Below are 17,646 nucleotides of genomic sequence, written 5' to 3' on the forward strand. Positions count from 1 at the left end.
GCCCCGCGCATCGAGCCCGCCGCCGCGCGCATCGACTCCGCCACCCGGGCAGCCGCGTCGCACCCGCGGGCAACTGGAGCGCGCCGTCCGGCATCCGGATCAGACCGTTGGCGTACTTCAGGGAGCCGTCGGGCAGCCGAACCGCGCCCTCCGGCAAGGTGCTCGAGCCGTCGGGGAGCTTGATGGAGCCGTCGGGCAGCACCACATTCCCGTTCGACAGCTCGAAGCTACCGTCTGGCAACCGGATCGAGCCGTCCGGGAGCCGCACCTTGCCGTCGGGCAGATTCACCGAGCCCTCGGGCAGGTTCACCGTGCCGCCGGGGAGCTGCCCGGCAGCGCCCGGAACCGGTAAGCCGGCCAGCCCGGCGGCCAAACCGCTTGGTACCGTGCGGAATCCGCGCTGCGGGTTCCAGGAGATCTCCGCGGCGCCGTTGTCGCCGGTGAACTTCTGGGTGACGGTGCCGTCGGCGTCGACGGTCGCGGCAGCGGCCGGGAAACCGAGCTCGGTCGCCGGGCCGCCCCCGTGAGTAAGGAACGATCAGGTCCATGCACGAACGCAAGCCACCGAAGCTCGCAAATCACCAGTTATCGTAGGCGAATACCCGGTTGCAGGGTCAACGACCCGGGCCGTCACCCCAGCAGGTCGGCGGCTTCCATCAGGTGGGCGGCGATCCGGCGGGCGGCGGCCGGGGCGAACTCCACGATCTCGTCGTGGCCGACGGTGAATTCGATGATGAGCCTGCGGTCGTGGCCGCAGTTGAAGGCGCACAGCTGGATTTCCACCGAGCGCGGCTCCCCCGACACCTCCACCACCCGCTTCGGGCCGTAGTGCACCCAGCCCTCGGGATCGTCGTGGCAGCGGCACCAGGCCGGGCACCGGGCCGGGGAATCGACGGTCCGATCGCACAGCGCCGCTCCGGCGCACAGCGCCCGCGCGATATCGGAGGCCTGCTCATCGGTCATCTCGACCCACAGGTGCGGGGTGAACACCAGGTCCACCCGCCGGTGCCGCAATTCCTCACCGGTCGCCCGTAGCTGCACGAAACCCGCTGATGCCGAGGTTGATACATCATCGACATCGAGCATCAGGCCGAAATGCGTTCCCCCGCTGTCGAGTCCCGGAATCTCCGTGGCCTCGTGCGCCATACACCAACTGGGACAAGCCAATCCTGTTGTCACTGCGCCCCGCCCCCTTCCATCGCCTCATGACCGGCGCGCATTCATGACGGTAGACAACTCGCGGGGAAACCGCGTAGCAAACGCGAACCTAATCGCAAAACGCACCCCGCGCACGGCGCGCCGCGGCGACACCCGGGCCGCCGGGGGACGCCCGGTAGTCTCGGAACGGCCGCCCTGTGACGGTGCACGATCCAGTCGCTCGACCGAGAGGTAGGCGCTATGAAGGCACTGCAGTATGTCACCGTGGGACAGGAACCGGAGGTTCGCGAAATCCCCACGCCGGAACCGGGTCCCGGGCAAGTCCTGTTGCGGGTGACCGCGGCCGGGGTGTGCCACTCCGACGATTTCGTGATGTCGCTGCCCGCCGAGGCGTTCCGATTCCCGCTGCCGCTCACCCTCGGGCACGAGGGCGCGGGTACGGTCGCCGCGCTCGGGGCCGGCGTGCGCGACCTCGAGGTGGGCACCGGTGTCGTGGTGTACGGGCCGTGGGGGTGCGGGACCTGCTGGTTCTGCGCGCAGGGCCTGGAGAACTACTGCGCGCGGGCCGCGGATCTGGGCATCTTCCCGCCCGGACTGGGCGCGCCGGGGGCCATCGCCGAGTACATGATCGTGGATTCGGCGCGGCATCTGGTGCCGATCGGCGACCTCGATCCGGTGGCGACGGTGCCGCTCACCGATGCCGGGCTCACGCCGTATCACGCGATCAAGCGGTCGCTGGGGAAATTGCGGGCGGGCTCGTGGGCCGTGGTGATCGGCAGCGGCGGGCTCGGGCATGTCGCGATCCAACTGCTGCGCCACCTGTCCCCCGCCCGCGTCATCGCCCTGGACGTCACCGAGGAGAAGCTGGAGTTCGCGAAATCCGTTGGCGCGCACGAGGCGGTGCTGTCCGACGACCGGGCCGCCGAGCAGGTCCGCAAGATCGTCGGCGGGCGCGGCGCGAGCCTGGTGCTGGACTTCGTCGGGTATCAGCCGACCGTGGACCTCGCCATGGCGGTCGCGGGCGTCGACTCCGACGTCACCCTGGTCGGCCTGGGCGACGGAAAGTCCGCGGCGCGAGTCGGATTCGGGATCAGCCCCTACGAGGCGGCCGTGACCGCACCGTACTGGGGCTCCCGCAGCGAGCTGATCGAATTGATCGACCTCGCGCGCGAAGGCGTGCTCGAGATCGCGGTCGAGCGCTTCGGACTCGATGAGGCGCCCGAGGCCTACCGGCGGCTCGCGGCGGGCACGCTGCGGGGCCGCGCCGTCATCGTGCCCTGACCGCGCCGCGGGTCACCGGGTGACGGGCCGGGTGGCCGGCGCCCAGGCGAAACCGTCGGGGTCGACGCAGGTTTCGGAGCCGCCGATGGTGAGCCGGTGCGAGCCGGTGCCGTCGGCGGGAACGCCCGCGTCCTTGGCGAGCGCGCGGCGCTTGTAGAGGGCCAGCTTGATCGGACCCGACCCGGTGTCGAACTCGACGTACATCGGGCCGAAGCTCTTGGCCACCGGGAGGCCGCGGTCGATGTAGAAGCGTTTGCTCGCACCGATATTCGCCACGCCGAGCAGCAGGACCAGGGACTCGAAACGCTTGGTCGCGGGACCCGAGTTCTTCTTGGCGGACGTGGCGACCTTCCAGATCGCGCCGTCGGGGGCCTGGACGACGCCGCCGTAGCCCCACATCGACTTGGCGGCGGGCTTGCGGACCGTCGCGCCGGCGGCGACGGCCGCGTCGAGGTAGGCGTCGGCATCGGCGGGCTGGGCGACGGTCAGCGACAGGGTGTAGCCGCGGAAGCCGGTGCTGGGCTCCTGGGCGGCGCGGAATCGCAGTTCGGTGTCCAGGCCGAAGGCGGTGGCGTAGAAGTGGGCGGCCGCCTCGGGATCGGCGACATCGAGCGTGATGAATTCGATGGAGGTCATGTCCACGACGCTACGGTCGCGGGCCTGACCAGTGCTTCTCGATTCCTGATCAGTCCGCGACCGCGCGGTGGGCTCGGTCACCCCGGCTAGGTCACCGAGTCGAGCGAGGAGAAGACGACCACGTTCGACAGGTAGCTCTTGGCGTTCTTGTCGAAGTCGCCGCCGCAGGTGACGACCTGCAGGGTCGCGCCGCCGCGGGGGCCGAACACGGTCTGGTCGGGGAACTCCGACTTCAGGTACATCCGCACGTCGGTGACCTTGAAGTGCGCGACCTTGCCGTCGGCGCGGGTCACGTCGATCATGTCGTCCTTCTTGACCTTCTTCAGGGTGAAGAACACGCCCGGGCCCTTGTAGGAGTCGACGTGGCCGAGGATGACCGACGAGCCCTGCTCACCCGGGGCCGGGCCCTGCTGATACCAGGCGGCCTGCTGATAGTCGGCGGGCACCTGGACCGAGCCATCGGCATTGAGCCCCACCGCGATCAGCGATCCGGCGACGTTGATCGAGGGAATCGCGAACGACACCGGGGTGGACCGGGAGATCGACGCGGCCGTCTTGACCGCCGCCGTGGTCGGCACCCGTGAGGTCGACGGCGCGTCCGAACCGCCGCCGGAGGAACCGCAACCCGAGACCAGGGCCGCGGTGACCGCCAGGACCGCGGCCACGGCGGCCAGCGGTCTGCGGCGGACCGTCCTGGTGTTCATCATGTTTCGGCGTCCGGTCATCATCGGGCGCCCGCCATGCCGCCCGCACCGGTCTCCGGCGCACCCTTCGGAATCTTGTAGCCGCCCGCCGGGACCGCGTCGGTCACCGGAATGCCGCCGGGGATGCCGGTGCTCGCGCCGACCGGAATCGTCATGCCGTTCACCACATCCGCGCCCGCCGCCGCGCCGCCGGAGACGGTCAGGTCGACGCCACCCAGGCCGCCGCCCTGCACCTGGCCACCGATGTCGGTGTTGCCGCCGACCTGCACACCACCACCGGCGTTGCCGCCGGTCTGCACCCCGCCACCGATCTGCACGCCGCCGTTGACATTGCCGCCGGTCTGCAGACCACCACCGATATCGAGGCCACCACCGACATTCCCGCCCGTCTGGACACCTCCGCCGACCTGCACACCGCCACCAGCGTTTCCGCCGATCTCCGTCGTGCCGCCGACCTGCACACCGCCACCGGCATTGCCACCGACCTCGGTGTTACCGCCGACCTGCACACCGCCACCAGCGTTTCCGCCGACCTCGGTCGTGCCGCCGACCTGCACACCGCCACCGGCATTGCCACCGGCCTGCGTGTTACCGCCCACCTGCACACCACCGCCGGCATTGCCACCGGCCTGGGTATTGCCGCCGACCTGCACACCGCCACCACCGTTTCCGCCGATCTCGGTCGTGCCGCCGACCTGCAGGCCGCCGCCGGCATTGCCGCCGGCCTGGGTGTTGCCGCCGACCTGCACACCGCCGCCCGCATTGCCGCCGGCCTGCGTGTTGCCGCCCGCCTGCACACCACCGCCGGCATTGCCACCGGCTTGGGTGTTGCCGCCGACCTGCACACCACCGCCGGCGTTTCCGTCCACGTGGGCGCCGGTGTTCACATCGACGCCGATCCCGCCGGGCCCGACGTTGACGTCGACGCCCAGGCCTAGGCCGGGGGCGGGCGCGGTGGTCGTGGGGTCAGCGGTGGCTGACGGCGCGCAGAGAGCTACGGCCGCGGCGATGACCACGGCAGCCGGGAATGTCCTTGCCGACATTGATGTATTCGCTTCCAGACGTCGTTATTCGATTGCCTTGCCGTCGAACCACGCGAGCCGGGTGTTACCGACTGGTTGGCCTGAAAGCTGAGAACTAGCGACGATTAGGGGGCCACGAGACCGGATGACTGTGCGGCCCCCTAACGGACATTCAGCACAAACCGGTGAAATCCCCTAATACCCTGTGAAATTGATCCGAATCACACGCGGTCGACCGCGGCCTGCCGCGTCGCCCCCGTACCGATTGCTGCGAGATGCTCCGACCCGTGAATGACGTCGGTGAAGGCGCGGGCGACCGCGTCACCCTCCAACTCCCGCTCACAGCGCCGCGCCAGCTCGTGCCGGTCGGTGTCCGGGACCAGCTGCGGGCGCAGGGTGATCTCGGCGACCACGCCCTTGGACCGCAGCACCCGCCGGAACGAGTCCGCCAGCGAGTCCACCCCGACGAAGCCGGGGACCGTGGACAGTTCGCCCGCGGCGTTCACATACCGCAGCCGCAGCGGCTGCACCGGCGCACCGGAGTCCACGGCCGCCTGGAACAGCGCCGGCCGCAGCCGGCCGTGCGCGCGACCGCACCAGGTGGTGCCCTCGGGGAAGAAGCAGACGCGGTCCCCGGCGGCGAGGCGGGCCGCCATGGTCTCGATGACCGACGGCAGCTGGCGCAGCCGTTCCCGATCGATGGGGATGACCCGCACCTTCCGGGCCACGTCGCCGAGCGCGGGCCACTCCACCAGGTCGGCGCGGGCCACGAAGCCCATCGGGTCCACGGCGGTCAGCGCGACGATATCGGTCCAGCCGATGTGGCGGGCCACCACCAGCACGCCGCCGTCGCGGCGGTCCTCGGGGGCGCGCTCATCGGTGATCCGGACCCGAATTCCGCAGCAGGCCAGCAGGGCCCGCGCGTAACGGCGCTGCAGACCGGCGCGGCGACGACGCGGTGTGGCGACGTGCGCGATCGGGAAACTCAGCAGCACCCCCGCGATGCCGAGCACGCGGGCCGCGACCCGCAGCGTGCCCGCCTCAGCGGGAGCGCCGACACACGAAGGGCCGCAAGGACTGTGGGGCATCCAGGAGTGGGCGGTGGCTTCGGCCGGCGGGCACGAGAGCGCACCGGCCTCCGGGGAGAGCAGAGCGGGCATCATGGGATATCACCGGGCATCCAGGCTGTTGGCCGCGCCCTGCAGGCGCTCCAGGTAGCGGGTGTTGATGGTCTCGAGGCCGAGCAGCGCGACGAAGTCGGCCACCGCGAAGTCCGGGTCGTGGGCGGGCTCGCCGCAGATCTCGGCGCCCAGGCGTAGGTAGCCGCTCAGCAGTGGCGGCAGCTTCGGGCGGGCCGGGGGCACCAGCTCGTCCAGGCCGCGGCCGTCCACCACGACCGGGTTGTACGGGCGCACATGGCGTTCCGCGTCCAGCGCGTGCTTGCGCAGCAGCAGATCGCGCACGCCGCGCACGTTCACGCCCGGCTCCTCCTCCGGCGTCGTCCGCATCGGCACCGACACGCAGCCCATCACCCAGTCGTAGCCGGTGAGCTGGATGTAGTGCAGGATGCCCGCCCACATCAGGGTCAGCACCGAGCCGTTGCGGTGGTCGGGGACCACACACGCGCGGCCCATCTCGACGATCCGGTGACCGACGGGATCCAGTGCGGCCAAATCGAATTCGGTGGCGGTGTAGTAGCCGCCGGCGGCGGTCACCTGGTCCGGGGGCAGCATGCGGTAGCAGCCGACGAACTGATCGGTGAGCTCATCGCGCACCAGCAGGTGGTCGCAGTGGTCGTCGAAACGGTCGGCGTCCAGGCCGGTTCCGTTGTCGGGGATGGTGAATCCCGGCTCATTGGCGAACACCTGGTAGCGCAGGCGCTGCGCGGCCTCACGATGCTCGGCATCGGAGGAGACGACCAGGGAGTACTGGGACCGTCCGGTGGTGCGGGGCGGTTCCGGGGCGGGCTTCGACGCGGCTGCCAGCAGGCTGGAATTCGACGCTGCCATGGTGGTCATAGCCTTGATCAAGCCAGTCCCAGACTGCGCCGGAGCGTCCGCCGGATTACCTGCCGATGCCAGTCCGGTGAACGCGACGCAGACCGCACCGGGAGTTCATCGAAGCGCCGCTGAACGTTCCCTACCAGGACAAACGCTCGTATCCCTGCTGGGTACCGGCCGGTAGGAAACCCCTTGCGCCGAGCCCGGAACCGGGTGGCGAGCGCTCGGCAACGCGGAAGAGGCCAGCCTACGCCTGGGTCGGCGAGCCTCGCATCCCGGGGGTCCAGTTCCGGAACGACAGCGAGTCAGTTCCGGAAGAGCAGCGCCGCGTCCCCGAACTCGTGCCAGAGATAGCCGGACTCGAGCGCCGCCCGATACGCCTCCCCCACCACGGACGCCCCCACCACGGACTCCAGCAGACGCAGATGCGACGCCCCGGGCGCGTGCCACCCCGTGATCAACCCGTCCACCACCCGCGCCCGACGCTCACCACTCAACACCAACTCGGTCCACCCGGCCGTCGGCCGCACCAGACCGCCGGCGGTGGAAGCGGTTTCGAGCGCCCGCGTCACCGTCGTACCCACCGCCACTACCCGGCCGCCCGCCTGATGCGTGGCATTGACCAGCCTGGCCGTCATTTCCGGCACCGCGAACCGCTCCGGACTGGGCGGCTCACCGGTTTCCGGCGACGAGACGCCGGTATGCAGCGTGATCGGAGCCAGCCCCACCCCGCCCGCGACCAGCTCGGTCACCAAGGTCTCCGTGAACGGCCGTCCAGCGCTCGGCATTTCGGCGCTGCCCGGAACCAAGCCGAACACCGTCCGATAGTAGGAAGCGGACCAGCGCTCGGACATATAGGAATAGGTGATCGGACGACCGTGGCGCGCGAGCAGCGCTCGGACATCATCGACTCTCGGGACCTGCTCATCCACGCCAGGCGACAAGGTCGGCGCGAAGTCACCCGCCGCGCCTCGCGATCGGCCGAGGCCCCCGGTACGGCGCATCCTGGCAGGCGACCCGTGATGCACCGTGGGGCTCCCCGCAACCTGGTGCGACAGCGCCATGGCACCGTCGCCCGAGCGTGTGCCCGCGTCGCAGCCGGTGAGGTCGGCCACCCACAGCCGGTTGCCGCCGGGCAGCCATGGTTCGCGCAGTCGCATCCGCGCCCCCGCCGGAAGCGTCACGCACACATCGGGTTCCAACGAACGGCCCCGCCACGGCACGCCGTCCGGATTCCGCAGCTCCACCACCCAGCCGCCATCGTCCAGCCAGGTCGAGAAGTGCAGGGCTGCCGGTTCGCCGCGATACCGGGCATCGACCGCCGCGTTGATCATGGCGGAGTTGTTCACCACCACGAGATCTCCGGCGCGCAGGAACGCCGGCAGCTCCCGGAACCGCGCGTGGGTGACCGCGGACCCGTCAGCCACCAGCAGGCGCACGTCGTCGCGGGCCTGGCCGCGGGTCTCGGGCGGGCTGGTGGCGGACAGTTCATCGGGCAGGACGAATTCGATCGCGGCCATCTCGGGCGAGACGCCGTGTCCGGGTTCGCCACGCCCGAGCGGCGATGCGGGAACCTCCCGGCCGGACAGTCGCGAGCCGACCAGGGTCGGCTCCGTCGCGTCGGGCACATCCAGCGGCTTCGGTCCGGCGGTCGCGTCGAGTCCTGCCGGCGCATTCGAACCGGTCGGTGCGCTCGGCCCGCGCTCCGCGTGGGTGCCGAACGTCATGGCGCGACCCGCAGTTCCGAGGCGACGTATCGGCCGCTGGGCGGGCGGGTTTCCAGGAGGTGCAGGAGGGCCGGGACTACGGTTTCCGGTTCGGGGCGGTCGGAGATGTCTTCGCCGGGGAAGGCGGCCTGGTGCATCTCGGTGCGCATGTCGCCGGGGTCGAAGCTGTAGACGCGCAGGGTGGGGTTCTCGGCGGCCAGGACGTTGGTCAGTTGGTCGAGGGCCGCCTTGGACGCGCCGTAGCCACCCCAGCCCTCGTAGCCACCGACGGCCGCGTCGGAACTGACGTCGACCACGGTGCCGCCCGCGATGCGCAGGGACGGCATGGCTACCTGCAGGATCGCCAGGGGTGCAATCACATTCGTGTTCAGGACGGTCGCCAGCTCGCCGAGGGGATAGCGGTCCAGGCGCGGCAGTGGGCTGGGGCCCAGCGTGCTGGCGTTGTTGAGGACCAGGTCCAGTCGGCGCGATCCGACGGCCGCCGCGATGCGGTCGCGGACCGCGGGGTCGGCGACGTCGCCGGCGATGGCGTGCGCGCCGGTCGCGGCCCGCACCCGTTCGAGCCGATCCGCGCCGCGCGCGACGATGATCAGCTCCCAGTTCCGGTCGGCGAGCGCGAGCGCGACCGCCCGGCCGAACCCCGCCGACGCCCCGGTGATCAGGGCTCTCTTCGTGTTCTCAGGCATACCGCCATCGTGAAACCTGAAGCGCTGTTCAGGTCAATGACTTTTCGCCCGCGGCGAAGCGACGCCCGGTCGAGCACGCTGAGGACACGGCGAATCGCTCCGGCACGGACGGGCCGGAGCGATTCGCGGTGCGCTCAGCGCGGCGCGGATCAGGCGTTCTCCCGCGCGAAACTGCGGGAGGCGACCAGGATCAGCAGCAGCGAGACCGCGGCGGTGACCGCCGTGCCGAGGTACACCTCGTGCGCGCCGAAGTCGCCGCGGAACAGCGCCCGCGCCGCGTCCACGGTGTGCGAGAACGGATTCACCTTCGCGAGGTTCTGCAGCCAGGTCGGCCCCACCGTCATCGGCAGCAGGATGCCCGAGAGCAGCATGACCGGCACCGACACCGAGTTCAGCAGCGAGGCCAGGGTGTCCTCCGAGCGCGCCCACAGACCCAGCGCGTACGAGGCGGAGGCCAGGCCCGCGCCCATGACCGCGATCAGCGCCAGCGACAGCACCAGCCCGAGCGGGTTGGGCCGCAACCCGAACGCCAGCGCGGCCACGCCGACCAGCACCAGGGCCTGCGCCACCAGCACCACCATGTCCTTGAGCACCCGGCCCAGCAGCAGCGCGCCGCGTGCGGCGGGCGTGACCCGCTGACGTTCGACCACGCCCGCGCGCAGCTCGCCCACGATGCCGAAGCCGACGAACAGCGCACCGAACAAACCGATCTGGATGACCAGGGCCGGGGTCAGGATCTTCCACGGGTCCGCGCCCGGGCCCAGGGACGGGGCGATGCCCTTCACCAGCGGGCCGAACAGCACCAGGTAGATGATCGGCTGCATCAGCCCGATGATCACCCACACCGGGTTGCGGAGGTTGGCTCGCAGCTGGGACCAGAAGATCAGCCCCGTGTCGCGCAGGAATGTCATGACCGGTCTCCTTCCCGGAGCGAACGCCCGGTGAGCGTGAGGAATACGTCGTCGAGGCTGGGCCGCTTGACGGTCAGCGAACCGGGCGTGATGCCTTGGTCGCCGAGCGCGCGCAGCAGCGGAACCACCGCGGCGTCACCGTGTTCCACGGTCAGGTGCACGAGACTCTTTCCGGCGTGGCCGTTCTCGTGGCCCTCGGTGCGCAGCCGGGAGCGCAGGTCGAGCACGTCCTCGGCGATCTCGATGGCCAGATCGGCGCGGTGGGAGTCGATCTCGAGGCTGATCACGTCACCGGAGATGCGGCGCTTGAGCTCGTCGGGGGTGCCCTCGGCGACGATGGTGCCGTGATCCATCACCAGGATGCGGTCGCACAGGGCGTCCGCCTCCTCCAGGTAGTGGGTGGTGAGTACGACGGTGGTGCCCTCGTCGCGCAGCCGGCGGATGTGGTCCCACAGGTTGGCGCGGCTCTGCGGATCCAGGCCGGTGGTGGGTTCGTCGAGGTAGATGAGGGTGGGCTGGTGCACCAGGCCGAGCGCGATATCGACCCGCCGGCGCTGACCGCCGGAGAGCTGCCCGCACTTGCGCCGTTCCAGGCCGTCGAATTCCAGGGCCTTGGCCAGGTCGGCGGAGTTGGTCCTGGCCTGGGCCTTGGAGAGGCCGAAAAGCCGGGCCTGCAGGATCAATTCGTCCTCGACCAGTTCGGCCTCATTGGTCGAGCCGCCCTGCGGGACGTATCCGATGCGCGAGCGCACCGTCCGCGCCTCGGTGCGCAGATCCGCGCCGACCACCGTCGCCTCGCCCGCGGTGGGGGCGAGCAGGGTGGAGATCATGCGCAGGGTGGTGGTCTTGCCCGCGCCATTGGGGCCGAGCAGACCGATGATCTCCCCAAAGCGCACGTCGAAGTCGATACCCGAGACCGCTTGCACGTCACCGGATTTGGTCTTGAAGGTCCGGGCCAGCCCACGAACCCGGATCACCGGGTCGGTGGGTTCGCCGCGGACGGGTGATGTCGTTTCCACACCTCTACGGTAGGAACGACCACCCAGATAGTCAAGCTTGACTATTAAAACTTGACTAGTACCGTCGCGGCGGCCCCCACTACTTCACCGGCGGCGGCACCGGCGCCCCGCCCATGGACCCCGACCACACATCCAGCTCACCGCTCTCGATCCGATTCAGCGTCCGCCGCGACCACTCCAGATCCGCGCGCACATGCGCCGCCGCCAGATTCATCGCATCCGCCACGTGATGCGGCTCCGCCTCCCGCGGATCCCCGCTGCCCGACAGAATCCGCTGTTCCTCGCGCTCCAGGAACACCAGCCGCGCCTCGAACTGGAGAATCCGGCTGCGCAGCGCGGCCATCACGTCCTCCTTCGGCGCGTGCGGAAACAGCGCCACCGTGGCGAAGTAGGGATGTTTGAACCCCTCGGCCACGAAGAGCGACTCCCGCATCAGCTCCCCGAATTCCTTCTCCCCCTCCGACGTCAGCCGATACGTCCGCCGCTCCGGCCGCGCCCCCTCCTGCCCCACATCCTCCACCGAGATGTACCCGTCGCGTTCGAGGGTGTTCAACGCGCCGTACACCGAACCGGGCTTCACATTGGCCCAGTCGTCGGCATGCCAGGACAGCAATTCGCGGCGAACGTCGTAGCCGTGCACGGGTTGCAGCAGGCGCACCACCGCCAGCACCAGCAATCGGGTTGTAGGAACAGCCATATTCGCAGGTTAACCCTCCCCGCGAGACGAACGAGCCGCCCGGTGGATCACCGGGCGGCTCGTTTCTCGATACAGCGGTCAGGCCGCGACCCGCTCCCGGTCGGGAGCCTTTGCCGCCGAACCCTTTTCGACCTCGTTGAAGCCGGGACGGCCGCTGCCGATGAACGCGACCAGCCACGACAGCACCGCGGCGAAGCGGTTGCGGAAGCCGACCAGGTAGAACAGGTGCACGGCCAGCCAGGTCATCCAGGCCAGGAAGCCGGTGAACTTCACCTTGTCATTGAGCTTGGTGACGGCGCTGAACCGGCTGATCACCGCCATCGAACCCTTGTCCCAGTACGTGAACGGAGTGGCGGCGGCCTTCTTGCCGCGGATGATGTCGGCGACGTGGCGGCCCTCCTGCATGGCCACCGGCGACTGGCCGGGGTAGCCGTTGAGGAAGGTCATGTCACCGATGGCGAAGATGTCGGCGTGACCGCCCACGGTGCAGTCCGGGTTGATGAGAAGACGTCCGGCGCGGTCGGTTTCGCAGCCGGTGGCCTCCGCGAGCACCTGGGCGAAACCGCCCGCCTGCACGCCCGCCGACCACACCACGGTCTCGGCGGCGATACCGCGTTCCACGCCGTCCTTGCTCTTGACGGTGACCTTGCCGTCCTCGATATCGGTCACGAAGGTGTCGACCAGCACATCGACGCCGCTCTGCTCCAGCGACCGCTTCGAATACTCCGAGAGCCGCCCGCCGAAGGGCGGCAGCACCACACCCGCACCCTCGACGAGAGTGACCGTATCCTCCAGGTGGAAGTACCGTTTCGCGAGTTCCTTCAGCTGACCGGCGACCTCGACGCCGGTCGCGCCCGCGCCCACCACCACGAAGCTGAGCAGCCGGCGGCGAGTCTCCGGGTCGGCGGTCTTGGCCTGCTCGAAGACCCGCTCGATCTGGGCGCGCAGCTTGCGGGCGTCGTCGATGGTCTTGAGCGAGAACGTCTTGTCGGCGAAGTCGTCGCGGCCGAAATAGGACTGGCTGGCGCCGGTCGCCGCGATCAGCTTGCCGTAGCGGATCTTTCGCGGGCCCTCGGGCGTCTCGTAGGTGAGGATCGCGTTCGGGGCGTCGATGGCGGTGACCTTGCCCAGGCGGGCCTCACCGTGCTTGTGCTTGCGCAGAATGTTGGCGATGGGCGGCGCGATCTCATCGGAGGCCAGCACACCCGTCGCTACCTGATAGAGGAGTGGCTGGAAGAGGTGTTCGGGGGTACCCGATATGAGGACGTAGCGCACGCCCGATTTGTTCAGCTGTTTGGCGGCGGCGAGACCACCGAAGCCCGATCCGACGATGACGACATCGGCGGTTTCGATATCCGCCTCCACGTTGTACATGACTGCTCCCTTCTCTCATGACTAACCGTGATTCGGAACGCGGTTGTTCCAGGGGTCAGGGCGCATAATCAAGATGACTCTTATCTACGTTGATCATGAATTGGAGAATGCCGTGGAGCTGCGCCAACTGGCCTACTTCGTGGCGGTCTGCGAGGAGCTGAGCTTCAGCCGGGCCGCGAGCCGCTGTTTCATCTCGCAGTCGGCTATCAGTCACCAGATCGCCCGGCTGGAACGCGACCTTGGCGTAAACCTCTTCGAACGCTCGACAAGATCGGTCGTACCCACCGACGCGACCACCCGGCTACTTCCCCTTGCGAAACAAATGCTGAGCCTCGAATCCGCCATTCGCGCAGCTGTGCGGGCCTCCGGGCCACGGATTCGCCTGGCAGCAAATATGAGCTTCGCAACTAGATCACTGTCCGCCATCGCCGGTGCGCGCGAGGCCCACCCGGGCGCGGAGATCGAGTTCGTCATCAAGCCGTTCCGGCAGCGCATCCAGGCCGTCGCCGACGGGGACTGTGATCTGGCGCTCATCCGCGGCAGTGTCGATCAGCCCGGGCTGACCGTCGAACAGCTCTGGGTCGAGGATCCGGTCATCGCCACCTCCACCGCCCACCCCCTGGCCATGCGCGGCGGTGACGTCACCCTCGCCGAATTGGGCGACTACCCCCTGCTGCTCCCGCCCGAGTCCGAGCAGGTGCTGCTCCACAATGTGGTCCGCGCCGCCTTCGCCGACCTTCCCACCGGTCCGGTCTTCGGCCCGCCCATCCCGCCCGACCACACCGCCACCATGGAACTCATCAACCGCCCCGACGCCTGGACCATCCTCTACGCCGACAGCCAGACCGAGGGCATCGCCACTCTCCGCCTCACCGGGCACCCCCTGCGCATCCCGGTCTCCGCCGTCACCCGCACCGAGGGCCGCCCCTCCCCCATCGTGACGACCCTGCTGGCCGCCCTGCACTGTTCCTGACCTGGGCCGCAGCGCCCTCGATGGTCGCAGTGCCCTCGACCGGGTCTGCGCGGCAACGCTATCCGGCGATCAGGCCAGCGCCGTCGCGACCGCCAGGTGCAGGCGCAGATCGTCGGGCGCTTCGTCCTGGACGGCCCAGACGATCTCCTCCATCGCCCGCATGAACCCCCACGCCCGAGCCCGATCCGGGTCGACCTCCAGCGCCGCCGCGGTCCGCTCGACCACCGCCGCCGCATGCCGAGGCGTCGGGTCGCACTGCACCTGGATCATCACCAGGAACCCGGCGTCGAACGCGGCCTCCCCCAGGTACGCCTTCGGATCGATGAGCAGCCACGGCTCCCGCTCCGCCGCAACGATATTGCCCAGGTGGGTGTCCCGATTGACCACCATCAGCGGCCCGTCCGGCACCGCCAGCTCGGCGCATCGTTCCCGCGCCCGCTCCAGCAGATACGCTGGAATCACCCCGGCGACAGACGCTTCCGGCCTCGAGAACACGCCCTCCCACGCCCGCACCATCGACGCCGCGGTCGGCAGTTCCGGAAACCCGTCGGGCACCGCCACCGGTTCCCGCCGCAGCCGCCGATACAAGCGGCACGCCTGCTCCACCTTCCCGATGTGCTCCGCCCGCCCCTCCAGACTCGGAAATCCGGGCTGATACAGCAGTTCCGTCCCCGGTCGCGCCCATTCGAGCAACATCGCGCCACTGCCCGAATCGAATTCGTACAGCTGCACCGCACCGTCTCCGCCGTAGCAGTGCAGCCCGGTCGGCTCCCCGTAGTTCTCGGCGTCGACCACCGGCACCTTCAGCACGGCGACCGCCCCATCGGCCCGCCGAACCGGCGCGACCCACGAATGCGTCCCGCCGGCGAAGCTCGCCCCGACGACCTCCAACCCCCATCCGGCACAGAGCTTCTCCACCACCCCCGGCAGCGCGGCCAGCCACCGCGGCCCCCGCTCCCCGAAAGCCCCCGCGATGTTCTCGGCCACATCCGGCGGAAGTGAGATCTGCATCGGCCCAGCCTGCCGCAGCCCCACCCCCGCCCGGCGACCGACCTACCCGGGTGCGTGGTTGCGCCGCCCTACCCGGTGCGAGTCGGGTCGAAGGGGATCGGGTTGCAGATGTTGGTGCTGCCCATCACCGAGCAGATCAGCGCGGTCTGCAGGTTGGCGAGGATGTCCGTGACGGCCGAACCGGTAGTGCCGGCCGGCGAGGTGTACACCGGTGCGATCACGGGAGCGGCCGTGGCCGGGCCGACGCCGGCCGAGAGGACTGCCGCCACGGCGGCGGCGGTCATGAGAATCCGCACGATGCAATGCCTTTCGATGCCGCGATCGGTCTCCGCCGGATCGCGCCCCTGAATGTGAAATGCACCTTTTCATGATCGGGGCGGAGTCTCCGAGCCCCCAATACTCGGGGCGAGAAAGCACACTGTCCCCCGGCCACAGCGGCCGGGGGACAGTGGATCGCGGGTTACCGCAGGGGTTTTCAGCCCTTGTGAGCCTTGACCGCCTCGGTCAGCTGCGGGGCGACGTTGAACAGGTCGCCGACGATGCCGTAGTCCGAGATCTCGAAGATCGGGGCCTCTTCGTCCTTGTTGACGGCCACGATGGTCTTCGAGGTCTGCATGCCGGCGCGGTGCTGGATGGCGCCGGAGATGCCCAGGGCCACGTACAGCTGCGGGGAGACCGTCTTACCGGTCTGACCGACCTGGAACTGGCCCGGGTAGTAGCCGGAGTCGACGGCGGCGCGGGAAGCGCCGACGGCCGCACCCAGGGCGTCGGCCAGCGGCTCGACGACCTTGCCGAAGTTGTCGGCCGAACCGACGCCACGGCCACCGGAGACCACGATCGCGGCCTCGGTCAGCTCCGGACGGTCGCCGCCCACGTTCGGCTCACGCGAGACGACCTTGGTGACGCCCTCTTCCTGCGCGGGCAGCTCGACGACGACCTTCTCGCCGGCGCCGGCCTGCGCGGCCGCCTCGATGGCGCCGGGGCGCACCGAGATGACCGGGACATCGCCGGTGGCCTTGGCATCCACGGTGAACGCGCCACCGAAGATGGAGTGCTGCACCGAGCCGTCACCGTTCACGGCGATGGCGTCGATCAGCAGACCGGAACCGATGCGGGCGGCCAGGCGACCCGACACCTCCTTGCCGTCGGCGGTGGCGGCGACCAGGATCGCGGCCGGGGCGACGGACTCGGACAGGCCGGCCAGCACGTCGACCTTGGGGGTGACGAGGAAGCCCTCGGCGTCATCGCCCTCGGCGACGTAGATCTTCTCGGCGCCGGCGGCGGCCAGGGCGTCGCCCAGCTTGTCGCCGGTGCCCGGGGCGCCGACGACGACGGCGGCCGGGGTGCCCAGCGCGCGGGCGGCGGTGAGGAGTTCGGTGGTGACCTTCTTGGGCGCACCTTCAGCGTGCTCCACGAGCACGAGTACTTCTGCCATTGTTCTTTCTCCTGCAGGGTCTCTGGGGGCGAGCTGCAAGCACTGCGCCCCACCGTTCGCTCGGGGGCGGCTTTAGATGATCTTCTGACCAACGAGGTAGGTGGCGATCTGGTTGCCGCCCTCGCCCTCGTCGACGATCTTCGCGCCCGCCGTGCGCGCCGGCTTCGGGGTCACACCGGTCACCTGGGTGCCGGAGTTCGCAACGCCCACGGTCTCCGGGTCGACGCCCAGATCCGCCAGGGTGAAGGTCTGAACTTCCTTCTTCTTGGCGGCCATGATGCCCTTGAAGGACGGGAAGCGCGGCTCGTTGATCTTCTCGGTGACCGAGACGATGGCCGGCAGGCTGGCCTCCAGCTTGAAGACGCCCTCGTCGGTCTCACGCTCGCCGGCGATGCGCTCGCCGTCGACGGTCAGCTTGCGGAGGTGGGTCAGCTGCGGCAGGCCCAGGTACTCGGCGATGATCGCCGGCACGGCGCCCGCGCGACCATCGGTGGCCTCGTTGCCCGCGATGACCAGCTCGATGCCCTCGATCTGGCCCAGCGCGGCGGCCAGGATGTAGGCGGTCTGCACGGCGTCGGAGCCGTGGATCGCCGGGTCGTTGATGTGGATGGCCTTGTCCGCGCCCATGGACAGGGCCTTGCGGATGGCCTCGGTGGCCCGATCGGGGCCGGCGGCCAGCACGGTGACCTCGCCGCCCTGCGCCTCCTTGATCAACAGCGCCTCCTCGACGGCGCGCTCGTTGATCTCATCGAGGATGGCGTCGGCGGCCTCGCGGTCGAGAGTGAAGTCCCCGCTGGAGAGCTTGCGCTCGGACCAGGTGTCGGGAACCTGCTTGATCAGTACGACGATGTTCGGCATGGGTCTTCGTCGACCTCCTGTTCTGGTGGCACTGGGAGTGGCGGTCGCACGTGTTTTGCCGTACGTCCACAAGTAGCTCGTTCGGGAGATTACCCTACGTTAAGTTACTCGTGGGTAACTTAGGCTGTGACTTTCTACATCGGATGATCCGGTC

General features: G+C 69.5%; 17 protein-coding genes and 3 pseudogenes. 2 read left to right on the forward strand and 18 right to left on the reverse strand.

Annotated features, from left to right (window positions below; genetic code table 11):
- Together ACWELJ_RS20830 and ACWELJ_RS20835 are read right to left on the reverse strand one after the other, a co-directional pair.
- A pseudogene (locus ACWELJ_RS20830) lies at positions 1-373 on the reverse strand (hypothetical protein); the annotation flags it as partial.
- Between the two features lie 257 nt (positions 374-630).
- Positions 631-1,146, reverse strand: a complete 516-nt coding sequence (locus ACWELJ_RS20835) for a DUF6907 domain-containing protein (RefSeq protein ID WP_452367788.1) — start codon at positions 1,144-1,146, stop codon at positions 631-633.
- A 252-nt stretch (positions 1,147-1,398) separates the two neighbouring features.
- Between ACWELJ_RS20835 and ACWELJ_RS20840 the strand changes: the two genes are divergently transcribed.
- Positions 1,399-2,439, forward strand: coding sequence for an NAD(P)-dependent alcohol dehydrogenase (locus ACWELJ_RS20840; RefSeq protein WP_452367789.1), 1,041 nt, complete (start codon positions 1,399-1,401; stop codon positions 2,437-2,439).
- Positions 2,440-2,451: 12 nt separating this feature from the next.
- Here the strand turns inward: ACWELJ_RS20840 and ACWELJ_RS20845 are convergent, their stop codons facing one another.
- The 12 genes and pseudogenes from ACWELJ_RS20845 to ACWELJ_RS20900 all read right to left on the reverse strand — a co-directional run bounded on the left by ACWELJ_RS20845 (position 2,452) and on the right by ACWELJ_RS20900 (position 13,215).
- Complete coding sequence (locus ACWELJ_RS20845; RefSeq protein ID WP_452367790.1) at positions 2,452-3,075, reverse strand: VOC family protein; 624 nt, start codon at positions 3,073-3,075, stop codon at positions 2,452-2,454.
- 86 nt (positions 3,076-3,161) lie between these two features.
- Positions 3,162-3,800 carry a class F sortase gene (locus ACWELJ_RS20850; protein WP_452367791.1) on the reverse strand — a complete coding sequence of 213 codons (639 nt, stop codon included), beginning with the start codon at positions 3,798-3,800 and terminating at the stop codon, positions 3,162-3,164.
- A complete protein-coding gene (locus tag ACWELJ_RS20855; RefSeq protein ID WP_452367792.1) occupies positions 3,800-4,822 on the reverse strand; it encodes a hypothetical protein in 1,023 nt (340 codons plus the stop codon). Before ACWELJ_RS20855 ends, ACWELJ_RS20850 begins: the two co-directional genes overlap by 1 nt.
- A gap of 200 nt (positions 4,823-5,022) precedes the next feature.
- Positions 5,023-5,964 (reverse strand): lysophospholipid acyltransferase family protein, encoded by a 942-nt coding sequence (locus ACWELJ_RS20860; RefSeq protein WP_452367793.1) that lies wholly within the window; start codon positions 5,962-5,964, stop codon positions 5,023-5,025.
- A 6-nt stretch (positions 5,965-5,970) separates the two neighbouring features.
- Positions 5,971-6,819, reverse strand: coding sequence for a GNAT family N-acetyltransferase (locus tag ACWELJ_RS20865; RefSeq protein ID WP_452367794.1), 849 nt, complete (start codon positions 6,817-6,819; stop codon positions 5,971-5,973).
- 287 nt (positions 6,820-7,106) lie between these two features.
- Positions 7,107-7,712 (reverse strand): annotated as a pseudogene (locus tag ACWELJ_RS20870) (S-adenosylmethionine:tRNA ribosyltransferase-isomerase); the annotation flags it as partial.
- 372 nt (positions 7,713-8,084) lie between these two features.
- Positions 8,085-8,528: pseudogene (locus ACWELJ_RS20875) on the reverse strand (S-adenosylmethionine:tRNA ribosyltransferase-isomerase); the annotation flags it as partial.
- Positions 8,525-9,214 carry an SDR family NAD(P)-dependent oxidoreductase gene (locus ACWELJ_RS20880; RefSeq protein ID WP_452367795.1) on the reverse strand — a complete coding sequence of 230 codons (690 nt, stop codon included), beginning with the start codon at positions 9,212-9,214 and terminating at the stop codon, positions 8,525-8,527. The pseudogene ACWELJ_RS20875 and the gene ACWELJ_RS20880, both read right to left, overlap by 4 nt.
- A 149-nt stretch (positions 9,215-9,363) precedes the next feature.
- Complete coding sequence (locus tag ACWELJ_RS20885; RefSeq protein WP_452367796.1) at positions 9,364-10,125, reverse strand: ABC transporter permease; 762 nt, start codon at positions 10,123-10,125, stop codon at positions 9,364-9,366.
- Complete coding sequence (locus tag ACWELJ_RS20890; RefSeq protein WP_452367797.1) at positions 10,122-11,144, reverse strand: ATP-binding cassette domain-containing protein; 1,023 nt, start codon at positions 11,142-11,144, stop codon at positions 10,122-10,124. Before ACWELJ_RS20890 ends, ACWELJ_RS20885 begins: the two co-directional genes overlap by 4 nt.
- 79 nt (positions 11,145-11,223) lie before the next feature.
- Entirely contained in the window at positions 11,224-11,841 is a 618-nt protein-coding gene (locus tag ACWELJ_RS20895; RefSeq protein WP_452367798.1) for a PadR family transcriptional regulator, read from the reverse strand.
- 78 nt (positions 11,842-11,919) lie between these two features.
- Entirely contained in the window at positions 11,920-13,215 is a 1,296-nt protein-coding gene (locus ACWELJ_RS20900; protein WP_452367799.1) for an NAD(P)/FAD-dependent oxidoreductase, read from the reverse strand.
- A gap of 112 nt (positions 13,216-13,327) precedes the next feature.
- Here ACWELJ_RS20900 and ACWELJ_RS20905 point away from each other — a divergent pair, with 112 nt between their 5' ends.
- Positions 13,328-14,188 carry a LysR family transcriptional regulator gene (locus ACWELJ_RS20905; protein ID WP_357096221.1) on the forward strand — a complete coding sequence of 287 codons (861 nt, stop codon included), beginning with the start codon at positions 13,328-13,330 and terminating at the stop codon, positions 14,186-14,188.
- 69 nt (positions 14,189-14,257) lie between these two features.
- Here the strand turns inward: ACWELJ_RS20905 and ACWELJ_RS20910 are convergent, their stop codons facing one another.
- The 4 genes from ACWELJ_RS20910 to ACWELJ_RS20925 all read right to left on the reverse strand — a co-directional run bounded on the left by ACWELJ_RS20910 (position 14,258) and on the right by ACWELJ_RS20925 (position 17,492).
- Positions 14,258-15,199, reverse strand: a complete 942-nt coding sequence (locus ACWELJ_RS20910) for an aminoglycoside phosphotransferase family protein (RefSeq protein WP_452367800.1) — start codon at positions 15,197-15,199, stop codon at positions 14,258-14,260.
- Positions 15,200-15,267: 68 nt separating this feature from the next.
- Complete coding sequence (locus tag ACWELJ_RS20915) at positions 15,268-15,495, reverse strand: hypothetical protein (RefSeq protein ID WP_452367801.1); 228 nt, start codon at positions 15,493-15,495, stop codon at positions 15,268-15,270.
- Between the two features lie 179 nt (positions 15,496-15,674).
- Positions 15,675-16,634: an electron transfer flavoprotein subunit alpha/FixB family protein gene (locus ACWELJ_RS20920; RefSeq protein WP_452367802.1), complete on the reverse strand. Its 960-nt coding sequence runs from the start codon at positions 16,632-16,634 to the stop codon at positions 15,675-15,677.
- 72 nt (positions 16,635-16,706) lie between these two features.
- Positions 16,707-17,492 (reverse strand): electron transfer flavoprotein subunit beta/FixA family protein, encoded by a 786-nt coding sequence (locus ACWELJ_RS20925; protein WP_452367803.1) that lies wholly within the window; start codon positions 17,490-17,492, stop codon positions 16,707-16,709.
- Between the last annotated feature and the right edge of the window lie 154 nt (positions 17,493-17,646).

It is taken from the genome of Nocardia sp. NPDC004582, assembly GCF_053602115.1.

Coding starts and splice junctions, on each gene's coding strand:
- ACWELJ_RS20835 (WP_452367788.1), bottom strand. CDS start 1,146: ATGGCGCACGAGGCCACGGAGATTCCGGGACTCGACAGCGGGGGAACG.
- ACWELJ_RS20840 (WP_452367789.1), top strand. CDS start 1,399: ATGAAGGCACTGCAGTATGTCACCGTGGGACAGGAACCGGAGGTTCGC.
- ACWELJ_RS20845 (WP_452367790.1), bottom strand. CDS start 3,075: ATGACCTCCATCGAATTCATCACGCTCGATGTCGCCGATCCCGAGGCG.
- ACWELJ_RS20850 (WP_452367791.1), bottom strand. CDS start 3,800: ATGACCGGACGCCGAAACATGATGAACACCAGGACGGTCCGCCGCAGA.
- ACWELJ_RS20855 (WP_452367792.1), bottom strand. CDS start 4,822: ATGTCGGCAAGGACATTCCCGGCTGCCGTGGTCATCGCCGCGGCCGTA.
- ACWELJ_RS20860 (WP_452367793.1), bottom strand. CDS start 5,964: ATGATGCCCGCTCTGCTCTCCCCGGAGGCCGGTGCGCTCTCGTGCCCG.
- ACWELJ_RS20865 (WP_452367794.1), bottom strand. CDS start 6,819: ATGACCACCATGGCAGCGTCGAATTCCAGCCTGCTGGCAGCCGCGTCG.
- ACWELJ_RS20880 (WP_452367795.1), bottom strand. CDS start 9,214: ATGCCTGAGAACACGAAGAGAGCCCTGATCACCGGGGCGTCGGCGGGG.
- ACWELJ_RS20885 (WP_452367796.1), bottom strand. CDS start 10,125: ATGACATTCCTGCGCGACACGGGGCTGATCTTCTGGTCCCAGCTGCGA.
- ACWELJ_RS20895 (WP_452367798.1), bottom strand. CDS start 11,841: ATGGCTGTTCCTACAACCCGATTGCTGGTGCTGGCGGTGGTGCGCCTG.
- ACWELJ_RS20900 (WP_452367799.1), bottom strand. CDS start 13,215: ATGTACAACGTGGAGGCGGATATCGAAACCGCCGATGTCGTCATCGTC.
- ACWELJ_RS20910 (WP_452367800.1), bottom strand. CDS start 15,199: ATGCAGATCTCACTTCCGCCGGATGTGGCCGAGAACATCGCGGGGGCT.
- ACWELJ_RS20920 (WP_452367802.1), bottom strand. CDS start 16,634: ATGGCAGAAGTACTCGTGCTCGTGGAGCACGCTGAAGGTGCGCCCAAG.
- ACWELJ_RS20925 (WP_452367803.1), bottom strand. CDS start 17,492: ATGCCGAACATCGTCGTACTGATCAAGCAGGTTCCCGACACCTGGTCC.